Below are 7,394 nucleotides of genomic sequence, written 5' to 3'. Positions count from 1 at the left end.
CAGGAAGGCGTGCGCCTGGTCATCAAGCCCCGCGTGCGCGGTTTCATCTGCGTGACCACCCATCCCGCCGGCTGCGAGGCCAATGTGCGCCAGCAGATCGACTACGTGCGCAAGCAGGGTCCCATCGCCGGCGCGCCCAAGCGCGTGCTGGTGATCGGCGCGTCCACCGGCTACGGCCTGGCCGCGCGCATCAGCGCGGCCTTCGCGGGCGGCGCGCAGACGCTGGGCGTGTTCTTCGAGCGCCCGTCCGAGCCGTCCAAGCCCGGTACACCCGGCTGGCACAACAGCGCCGCCTTCCACAAGTTCGCCCAGGCCGAGGGCCTATACGCCCGCAGCATCAACGGCGACGCCTTCTCCGACGAGATCAAGCGCCAGGTCATCGAGGCCATCCGCGCCGACCTGGGCCAGGTCGACCAGGTGGTCTACAGCCTGGCCGCGCCGCGCCGCAGCCATCCGCGCGACGGCAAGGTCTACACCTCGGTGCTCAAGCCCGTGGGCCGCGCCGTCACGCTGCGCGGCCTGGATACCGACCGCGAGGTCGTGCGCGAATCCACGCTGGAACCGGCGACGCAGGAAGAGATCGACGCCACCGTCGCCGTGATGGGCGGCGAGGACTGGCAGATGTGGATCGACGCGCTGCTCGAAGCCGGCGTGCTGGCCGAGGGCGCCACCACCACGGCCTTCACCTATCTGGGCGAGCGCATCACCCACGACATCTACTGGAACGGCTCCATCGGCGCGGCCAAGAAGGACCTGGACCGCAAGGTGCTGGACATCCGCGCCAAGCTGGCCGCGCGCGGCGGCGACGCCCGCGTCTCGGTGCTCAAGGCCGTGGTCACGCAGGCCAGCTCGGCCATTCCCATGATGCCGCTGTACCTGTCGCTGCTGTTCAAGGTCATGAAGGCAGATGGCACGCACGAGGGTTGCATCGAACAGGTCTATCGCCTGTACCGCGACGGTATCTGCGGCCCCGCGCCGCTGCGGGACGAGGAAGGCCGGCTGCGCGTGGACGACTGGGAACTGGCGCCCGCCGTGCAGGCGCGCGTGCAGGAGCTGTGGAACCAGGTCGAGACCGCCAACATCAATGAGCTGACGGACTTCGCCGGCTACAAGGCCGACTTCCTGCGCCTGTTCGGCTTCGAGGTCGAGGGCGTGGACTACGAAGCGCCGGTCGATCCGCACGTGCGCATCGACGGACTGGCCTGAAGGGCGCCGGCCCGGCGCTTGCCCGGGCCGCGCGCCACGCTAGTGTGCTATCCCGGCGTGAACAATTGCAGCAGGCGGTCCAGTCCGCCTGCCTCGATGGTCACGTCGGCCTCCCGCCGCACCGCCGGCTTGGGATGGAAACCCACCGACAGCCCCGCCGCCCGCATCATGGGCAGGTCGTTGGCGCCGTCGCCCACCGCGATGGCCTGCCCGGGCGCCGCGCCCAGCCGCGCGCAGACCTCCAGCAGCTTGTTCTTCTTTTCCTCGCCGTCGCAGATGTCGCCCCAGGACTGCGGCAGCAACCGGCCGGTGAGCTTGCCGTCGCGCGTCTCCAGCACGTTGGCGCGCACATCGTCCAGCCCCAGGCGCTGGCGCAGCCGGTCGGTATAGCAGGTGAAGCCGCCGGTCGCCAGCAGGCAGTACAGGCCGGCGCGCTTGCAGGCGCCGATCAGTTCCTCGGCGCCGGGGTTGAGGGTCAAGCGCTCGTCATAGACCTGGTCCGCCAGCGCCTGCGGCATGCCGGCCAGCAGCGCCACCCGCTCGCGCAGGCTTTGCTTGTAGTCGCTGATCTCCCCGCGCATCGCGGCCTCGGTGATCGCCGCCACCTCGGCGCCGCGCCCCATCAGCGCGGCCATCTCGTCCAGCGTTTCAATGGCGACCAGCGTCGAGTCCATGTCGAAGGCAATGACGCGGTAGGCCGACAGCGACGTCGGCGTCCAGGGGCGGCGCAGGCTCAGGCCGGGATAGGCGGAGCTCGCGGTCGGGTCGAAGGGTTCGGGCATGAGGATTTCCTAGCTTGCGCTATGCGCCACGGGACGGCTCGGTCCCCTGCCCGCACAGCCAGTCGATGAATCGTTGCGCCGCGGCCGCCGCCGGCCCGTCGGGACGGTACAGCGCGTGGATGCCCGCGTTGGGCAGTTGCGGCTGCGCGAACAGCGGACGCAGGCGGTCGGCGGCCATGTCGTCCTGCAACAGGCACCACGGCGCCAGCGCGATGCCCAGGTCGTTCATGGCGGCCTGCATGCACAAAAAGTGATGATCGAACACCGGCCCGGGCAGTTGCGCGGGCACGTCGACCTTGGCCAGCGCGAACCAGCGCGGCCAGTAGTCCATGCCGCCGGCGACCTTCAGCAGCGGATGGCCCAGGCAGTCGGCCGGCGCGGCCAGCCGGTTGCGCTCGATGAAGCGCGGCGAGGCCACCGGCACATGGAAATCGTCCAGGCAGTGCACGCAGCTCAGCTCGGCATGCGCCATGTAGCCGTGGCGCAGCAGCACGTCGCTGCCGGCGTCGCCGCCCCGGTCCAGGAAGGAACGGCCCTGCGTGGTCAGCTGCACATCGATGCCCGGATGCAGCGCCTGGAAGCCGGACAAGCGCGGAATCAGCCACTTCATGGTCAGCGACGGCGTGGCGCAGACCCGCAGCGTGCCGGCGAATCCCGGCGCGCGCAGCTTGGCGGTGGCGGCGGCGATGCGTTCCAGGCTGGCCTGCACTTCCGGGAAATAGGCCTGGGCGCAAGGCAGCAGCGCCACGCCGCGCGCCTCGCGCGCGAACAGGGGCTGCCCCACGTAGTCCTCGAGGATGCGGATCTGCTGGCTGACCGCGCTGTGCGTGATGCTCAGTTCATCGGCGGCTGCCGTGAAGCTGCGCAGCCGGGCGGCCGCCTCGAATACCCGCAGCGCCTTGAGCGGCGGCAGGCTGTGGCCGGCCATGTCAGGCCGCGCCCGCCCGCCGGCCTGCGCGGCGCGAGTCTGTGCTGCGATTTCCCACGGTTTCCCTTGTCGTGTCGTTATTTTTCCGGTCCGCGGCCCGCTCGGGGCGGGCGCGCGCCCATGCAGCGGCATTCTAGGGGATAGCGGCGGCGCCGACCTCTTAGAAAAACTAACGCCACGCCTTAAGAAACGTCGCTGGTCGCGCCTGTTGACGCTTCCTATCATGCCGGCTATCCCTCGCAGGAATCCAACATGGCATCGATCACGGTAGACGGCATCGTCAAGACCTTCGGCGGGCAGCAAGTGCTGCGCGACCTTTCCCTGCACATCCCGGACGGCGCGTTCTACACGCTGCTGGGGCCCAGCGGCTGCGGCAAGACCACGCTGCTGCGCTGCATCGCGGGCTTTCACGCGCCCGACGGCGGCCGCCTGCTGTTCGACCAGGACGACGTGACCCGCGTGTCCGCCCACCGCCGCGACATCGGCATGGTGTTCCAGGACTACGCGCTGTTCCCGGACAAGAGCGCCTTCGACAACGTGGCCTACGGCCTGCGGGCGCGCGGCGTGGCGCGCGCCGAGATCACCCGGCGCGCCAACGAGGCGCTGGACAAGGTCGGGCTGCTGGCGCTGGCCCAGCGCTACCCGGCGCAGATGAGCGGCGGCCAGCGCCAACGCGTGGCGCTGGCGCGCGCCCTGGTGATCCGGCCGCGCGTGCTGCTGATGGACGAGCCCCTGTCCAACCTGGACGCCAAGATGCGGCTGCAGATGCGCGACGTGATCCTGGACCTGGTGCGCGAGGCCGGCATCACCACCGTGTTCGTCACGCACGACCAGGAAGAGGCGCTGGCCATGTCCGACCGCATCGCCATCATGGACCACGGCCGCATCGCCCAGCTGGGCACGCCCGAGGAGCTGTACGGCACGCCGGTCAATGCCTATGTGGCGGACTTCATCGGCTCGGCCAACGTGATCCCGGTGCCGGCCCAGGCCGTGTCGGACCAGGCTCCGCAAGGCCTGGTGCGCTACCAGCTGTGCGGCCGCGACTTCGACGGCGTGCAAGGCGCGGGCAGCCTGGACGCGCGCGGCGTGCTGATCGCGCGGCCCGAGGAGCTGGCCTTGATGGCGCCCGCGCCCTACGTCCCCAACACGCTGCCCGGCAAGGTGCTGCGACGCCAGTACCTGGGCTTCAAGACCGCCTACCGCATCGCGCTGGAGGACGGCTCGGAGCTCCGCGTCGAACTGCACGCGGGCAACATGGTCGCCCAGTTCCAGCCCGGCGAGGCCGTGCAGGTGCTGATCCCCGCCGACAGCCGGGTCGTGAACGCCTGAGGACGCGCCAGCCATGAAAATCAAATGGTGGCCCTGGGGCCTGCTGACCGCGATCAGCCTGATCCTGCTGCTGTTCTTCGTGCTGTATCCGCTGGGCGTGCTGTTCGCCAACAGCGTCACCGGCCCGGACGGCGGCTATACGCTGGAGGGCTTTCGCGCGCTGCTGGCGGACTCGCAGTATCTGGAGGCCTTCGGCAACACGCTGATCCTGGGCCTGGCCGTCACCGCCTGCACCGTGCTGGTGGGCGTGCCCTTCGCCTACATGGTGGCGCGCTACGACTTCCCGCTGAAGAACCTGGTGGCCATCCTGCCCGTGCTCACCATCGTGATTCCCGAGATCATCGTCGGCCAGTCCTGGCTGCTGCTGCTGGGCAACAACGGCCTGTTGACCAACCTGCTGGGCGACGCCGGCATCTCGCTGCCTTCGTTCTACGGCTGGACCGGCATGGTCTTCTCGATGACGCTGGTGTACTACACCTACATTTACCTGGGCGTGCTGGCCGCGTTGCGCGGCTTCGACGGACAGCTGGAGGAAGCCGGCCTGAGCCTGGGCACGCCGCCGCTGGCGACCAAGCTGCGCGTGCTGGTGCCGGTGCTGCTGCCCGCCGTGCTGGTCAACGCGCTGGTGGTGTTCACGCTGGTGGTGGGCAATTTCGCGCTGGCCATGCTGCTGGGCAGCCGCGTGCCGCTGCTGTCGGTCATGACCTACAACACCTTCGTCAGCGAGATGGGCGGCAGCCCCACGCTGCAAAGCGCCATGTCGGTGGTGTCCATCGCCATCGTGGCCATCGTGCTGTTCTTCCAGAAGCGCGTGGTCGAGCGCAAGGTCTACACCATGACGCAGGGCCGCGCGCCGGCCGCCGTGCGGGTGCGCTCGTGGGCCTCGATCTTCTACACCGGCGGCGTGGGCCTGGTGATCCTGGTGTCGCTGCTGCCGCTGATCATCGTGTTCGTGGCCGCCTTCACCAAGACCAGCGGGCCGGTCATGCACTGGGGCAGTTGGTCACTGGCCAGCATGCAGCGCGCGCTGCACGGCGCGCCCGAACCCATCCTGAACTCGCTCAAGTTCGCCTCGCTGGCGACGGTCCTGGGCGTGGCCTTCGCGGTGCTGGTCAGCTACCTGACCATCAAGAAGCGCAGCGCCTTCACCCAGGCGCTGGACTACATCGTGGTGCTGCCGCTGACCATCTCGGGCACGGTGCTGGGCATCGCGCTGGTGCAGACCTTCAACACCGGCTGGCTGGTGCTGGCCGGCACCTCGGCCATCATGGTGCTGTGCTACACGGTGCGCCGCCTGCCCTTCGCCGTGCGCAACGCCTCGTCGGTGCTGTTCAACATCCCGGACTCGATCGAGGAGGCGTCGATCAGCCTGGGCGTGTCGCCGCTGATGACCTTCTTCAAGGTCGTGCTGCCCGCCATGAAGGCCTCGATCATCTCGGCCGCCCTGCTGATGTGGCTGACGACGATTTCCGAGCTGTCGGCGTCCATCGTGGCCTATAGCGGCGGCCTGGAAACCATGCCCATCGCCATCTTCCGGCAGGTCGACGGCGGCCGCCTGGGCATGGCCTCGGCCTACGGCGCCGCGCTGGTCACCGTGATCGTGCTGCCCATCATCGTGTCGGTGAAGGCGTTCCGCATCAAGCTCTTTTCCGGCAAATAACCCGTCCCAGGAAGACTCGCCATGCAAATCAAACACCTGCTGCAATCCGGCCTGCTGGCCGCCTCGGTCGCCTGCGGCGCCGCCCAGGCCCAGAACGTGGTGCTGTACTCGTCCAACAACACCGAGACCATCGAGACGGCGCTGGAAGCCGTCAAGAAGAAGTCGCCGTCGCTGAACGTGCAGCCGGTCACGGGCGGCACCGGCACCATGATGAAGCGCATCGAGGCCGAGGCGCAGAACCCGCGCGGCGACCTGTTCTGGAGCGGCGGCTTCGGCACGCTGGGCGCCTACCGCCAGCACCTGCAGCCGTACCGCCCGGCCGACCTGGACAAGATCCCGGCCGAGTTCCGCGGTCCGGACGATCTTTGGGTCGGCACCAACGTGCACGTGATGGTGCTGATGGTCAACGAGCGCCAGCTCAAGGGCCTGGCCGCGCCGGCGTCCTGGTCGGACCTGATGCAGCCGCAATGGAAAGGCAAGTTCGCCATCACCGATCCGTCCAAGAGCGGCACGGCCTACATGCTGGTCTACGGCCTGTACAAGCAGTTCGGCCAGGCCGGCCTGGACAGGATCGCGGCCAACGCCGTGGTCACGGCCTCGTCGGGCACCACCTACAAGGGCGTGGCGGCCGGCGAATACGCCGCCGGCATGACGCTGGAATACGCCGCCCAGGAATACGTGGCCGGCGGCCAGAAGGAGATCAAGCTGGTCTACCCGGCCGAGGGCAGCTACCTGGCGCCGGAAGGCATGTTCATCATCAAGGGCGCCAAGAACGCGCAGGCCGCCCAGGCGCTGTATGAAGGGCTGCTCAGCAAGGAGGCCCAGGAAGCGCAGCTGGTGAAGAACTTCCGCCGCCCCACCCGCAGCGACGTGGCCGTGGCCAGCCTGACCACCCTGCCCGACCTGGCCTCGATCAAGATCTTCCCGATCAGCCAGGAAGCCGCCGCCCAGGAATACGAGGCGGTGGTGGCCGCCTGGGGCCAGGCGGTCGCCAAGACGAAGTAAGGAGAAACGCGGCGGATCCGCTCCCGGCGCCCATTGAAACCGGGGGCCGGAGTCCGGACCGCCGCCAGGCCGTCAGGCCATCCGCCCCGCCGCCAGCACCAGTTGGCGGCCGCAACGCGCCGCCAGTTGCGGATCGTGCGTCACCAGCACCAGCGTGGCGCCGTGCTCGCGGTGCAGGTCGAACATCAGGTCAATCACCTTCTCGCCCGTGGCCGCGTCCAGGCTGCCGGTGGGTTCATCGGCGAACAACAGATCCGGATTCACCACGAAAGCGCGCGCCAGCGATACGCGCTGCTGCTCGCCGCCCGACAGCGTGCGCGGGTAGTGGTGCAGGCGCTCGCCCAGCCCCACCCGCTCGAGCATGGCCTGGGCGGCCTCGCGCGCCGGCTGGCCGGCCAATTCCAGCGGCAGCATGACGTTTTCCAGCGCGGTCAGGTTCGGCAGCAGCTGGAACGACTGGAACACGAAGCCCACATGGTTGGCG

At 69.0% G+C, this 7,394-nt stretch carries 7 protein-coding genes; 4 read left to right on the top strand and 3 right to left on the bottom strand.

Going from position 1 to position 7,394, the window contains the following annotated elements; all coding sequences use genetic code 11:
* Nucleotides 1-15 precede the first annotated feature (15 nt).
* Nucleotides 16-1,206: an enoyl-ACP reductase FabV gene (gene fabV, locus KDH83_RS28430; protein ID WP_212321930.1), complete on the top strand. Its 1,191-nt coding sequence runs from the start codon at nucleotides 16-18 to the stop codon at nucleotides 1,204-1,206.
* Between the two features lie 47 nt (nucleotides 1,207-1,253).
* On the opposite strand, the gene serB is transcribed toward fabV, so the two are convergent.
* Nucleotides 1,254-1,988, bottom strand: coding sequence for a phosphoserine phosphatase SerB (gene serB / locus KDH83_RS28425; protein WP_212321928.1), 735 nt, complete (start codon nucleotides 1,986-1,988; stop codon nucleotides 1,254-1,256).
* Between the two features lie 19 nt (nucleotides 1,989-2,007).
* Complete coding sequence (locus tag KDH83_RS28420; RefSeq protein WP_212321926.1) at nucleotides 2,008-2,916, bottom strand: LysR substrate-binding domain-containing protein; 909 nt, start codon at nucleotides 2,914-2,916, stop codon at nucleotides 2,008-2,010.
* 252 nt (nucleotides 2,917-3,168) lie between these two features.
* Here KDH83_RS28420 and KDH83_RS28415 point away from each other — a divergent pair, with 252 nt between their 5' ends.
* From KDH83_RS28415 to KDH83_RS28405, 3 genes are read left to right on the top strand one after another with little or no spacing between them, the layout of a single operon-like run.
* Nucleotides 3,169-4,245 carry an ABC transporter ATP-binding protein gene (locus KDH83_RS28415; protein WP_212321919.1) on the top strand — a complete coding sequence of 359 codons (1,077 nt, stop codon included), beginning with the start codon at nucleotides 3,169-3,171 and terminating at the stop codon, nucleotides 4,243-4,245.
* Between the two features lie 13 nt (nucleotides 4,246-4,258).
* Nucleotides 4,259-5,905, top strand: coding sequence for an iron ABC transporter permease (locus KDH83_RS28410; protein ID WP_212321917.1), 1,647 nt, complete (start codon nucleotides 4,259-4,261; stop codon nucleotides 5,903-5,905).
* A gap of 21 nt (nucleotides 5,906-5,926) precedes the next feature.
* The gene (locus tag KDH83_RS28405) at nucleotides 5,927-6,910 is read left to right on the top strand and encodes an ABC transporter substrate-binding protein (RefSeq protein WP_212321915.1); all 984 of its coding nucleotides are present in this window, start codon (nucleotides 5,927-5,929) and stop codon (nucleotides 6,908-6,910) included.
* A gap of 72 nt (nucleotides 6,911-6,982) precedes the next feature.
* Here the strand turns inward: KDH83_RS28405 and KDH83_RS28400 are convergent.
* On the bottom strand, nucleotides 6,983-7,394 hold a 412-nt coding region (locus KDH83_RS28400; protein ID WP_212321913.1), incomplete at its 5' end, for an ATP-binding cassette domain-containing protein.

This window comes from Achromobacter sp. Marseille-Q0513 (assembly GCF_018195695.1).
GTDB lineage: Bacteria > Pseudomonadota > Gammaproteobacteria > Burkholderiales > Burkholderiaceae_B > Achromobacter.
Note: the sequence above shows the minus strand (reverse complement) of the source record. Positions and strands in the feature narration are given on the sequence as shown.

Bases quoted from the DNA above. Each gene is read 5' to 3' on its own strand.
- serB (WP_212321928.1), bottom strand. From the start codon at position 1,988: ATGCCCGAACCCTTCGACCCGACCGCGAGCTCCGCCTATCCCGGCCTG.
- KDH83_RS28415 (WP_212321919.1), top strand. From the start codon at position 3,169: ATGGCATCGATCACGGTAGACGGCATCGTCAAGACCTTCGGCGGGCAG.
- KDH83_RS28405 (WP_212321915.1), top strand. From the start codon at position 5,927: ATGCAAATCAAACACCTGCTGCAATCCGGCCTGCTGGCCGCCTCGGTC.
- KDH83_RS28410 (WP_212321917.1), top strand. From the start codon at position 4,259: ATGAAAATCAAATGGTGGCCCTGGGGCCTGCTGACCGCGATCAGCCTG.
- KDH83_RS28420 (WP_212321926.1), bottom strand. From the start codon at position 2,916: ATGGCCGGCCACAGCCTGCCGCCGCTCAAGGCGCTGCGGGTATTCGAG.